General features: G+C 61.1%; 1 protein-coding gene. It reads left to right on the top strand.

Going from position 1 to position 1149, the window contains the following annotated elements; translation table 11 throughout:
• Positions 1 to 151 precede the first annotated feature (151 nt).
• Positions 152 to 1006: a D-hexose-6-phosphate mutarotase gene (locus tag F8N49_RS27800; RefSeq protein ID WP_151553311.1), complete on the top strand. Its 855-nt coding sequence runs from the start codon at positions 152 to 154 to the stop codon at positions 1004 to 1006.
• Positions 1007 to 1149: the final 143 nt, after the last annotated feature.

Here is a 1149-nt window from a genome sequence, read left to right as displayed (position 1 = left end):
GGCCCCAAAGCCATCCACTGAGGTGTATCAGCGAGAGGCCGTTTTCCAGGTTTGCGACTGCTTCGCAGTCGAACGGGGATAAATCCCCTCGCCACAGTATTCAAGGGTCACAAAGGTAATTGTACCCCCATGATTTTCAGGACCGTAGCCAATGCATGAGCATCCGCTGCAACGCTTCTTCAAATCCCTGCGCGAGCGACCGGTGTTCGCCTGGGAGCGCTATCAGATGCGCGACGTGTTGGTGATCGATCATCCGCTGTGTCAGGCGGTGTTCAGTCGTCAGGGCGCGCAGTTGCTGCATTTTCAGCCGCGCGGGCAGAAGCCGTGGTTGTGGTGCGCGGCGAAGTGGCCGCATGTCGGCGCGATTCGCGGTGGCGTGCCGGTGTGCTGGCCGTGGTATGGCCGTCATCCGAGCGAAAACGCGTGGCCGTCCCATGGTTGGGCGCGATTGCTCGACTGGAAGCTGCTCGACAGCAGCGGCGCCGAGGATGGCGTGCGCCTGCACTGGCAATTGCAGCTGTGCGATTGGCAGGTCGACCTGCACGCGCACCTTGGCGAACGCATGGAATTACGCCTGAGCACCGAGCATCAGGACGACATGCCGTGCCAGTTGAGCCAGGCTTTGCACGCTTACTGGCGTATAGGCGATGTTGGTGAGATAGCGCTGTCTGGGCTCGAAGGCGCGCAGGGTTATGATCAGTTGAATCGTCAGGTTTGCCAGCAGGAAGGCGAGTTGCGAGTCGATGGCGGCTGTCAGCGGGTGTTCCAGCACGACGGCGAATTGCAGCTCAAGGATCACGCCTGGCAGCGCGAGTTGTGCATCGATACCGGTGACAGTGGCGACACCGTCGTCTGGCATCCCGGCGCGCGGCCGTTGCTGGGGGTAAGTTGGGACGAGGTTTCCGAGTTCGTCTGCGTGGAAGCAGCGGCGGGTGGCACGGACAGCCTGCACCTGGCGCCGGGGGAGAAGGCGCATTTGAGTTTGCAGGCGTGGGCGGCGGCTTAGTGCGTCAAGTACACCGATACCCTCACCCTAGCCCTCTCCCAGAGGGAGAGGGGACCGAATGGGGGATGCTCAAGAATTACGCCGACGTGAAAGTGCAGTTCTGAATCCATAATCGACTGGATATTTCAGGTCGATGTACCGCG

This window comes from Pseudomonas sp. GXM4 (assembly GCF_008923895.1).
Lineage (GTDB): Bacteria > Pseudomonadota > Gammaproteobacteria > Pseudomonadales > Pseudomonadaceae > Aquipseudomonas > Aquipseudomonas atacamensis.
The sequence above is the reverse complement of the archived record's forward strand: the minus strand, read 5'-3'. Positions and strand labels throughout refer to the sequence as shown.